The organism is Escherichia sp. E2661 (assembly GCF_004745185.1).
Lineage (GTDB): Bacteria > Pseudomonadota > Gammaproteobacteria > Enterobacterales > Enterobacteriaceae > Escherichia.
Genome location: NZ_PDIG01000050.1, coordinates 1 through 616, shown reverse-complemented (window position 1 = coordinate 616; position 616 = coordinate 1). Strand labels below are relative to the sequence as shown.

2 protein-coding genes are annotated in these 616 nt (G+C 45.1%); one reads left to right on the top strand and one right to left on the bottom strand.

The features are described 5' to 3' along the window. On the bottom strand, positions 1-326 hold a 326-nt coding region (locus CRI63_RS23560; RefSeq protein WP_135520997.1), incomplete at its 3' end, for an SPFH domain-containing protein. A gap of 144 nt (positions 327-470) precedes the next feature. On the opposite strand from CRI63_RS23560, the gene CRI63_RS23555 reads away from it, so the two are divergent. Continuing rightward, a partial coding sequence (locus CRI63_RS23555; protein ID WP_135520995.1) for an ATP-binding cassette domain-containing protein occupies positions 471-616 on the top strand: 146 nt, incomplete at its 3' end.

Below are 616 nucleotides of genomic sequence, written 5' to 3'. Positions count from 1 at the left end.
ATGATCGCAAGTTCCAGATTGCTGACTTCATAAGCGGCACGCGGGGCATCAATCACCTGAATAAAGCAAACGGCGTCGATAGTGACGTTGGCGTTATCTTTCGAGATAACTTCCTGGGATGGGTCGACGAGCACTTGCTCCATCATATTGATCTTACGACCAATGCGGTCCATAAACGGCACCACCAGACTTAGCCCCGGCTGTAATGTTTTGGTATAACGACCAAATCGTTCTACCGTCCACTGATAGCCCTGCGGAACGATTTTGACGCCCGCGCCAACAATGACCAGCGCGACAAAAATGAGAATCGGGATAAAAATAAGCATCGGAAAAACCTCCTGTTGTACCGTCCATAAAGAGCAAAATTGCTGCTTGATTAAACAAATTATACCTGATTACTGAAAGAGAGTTCCCCCTTATTCTTGCGGAGGATAAACTGTTTTTAGTAAAAATCAGAAAAGGGATGGGCAATGCAGGAAAATAGTCTTTTGCTCCAACTACAAAATGTTGGATATCAGGCGGGCGATACGAAGATTCTCAATAACATCAATTTTTCGCTGCGTGCTGGCGAATTTAAGTTAATTACCGGCCCTTCTGGCTGCGGTAAAAGTACGCT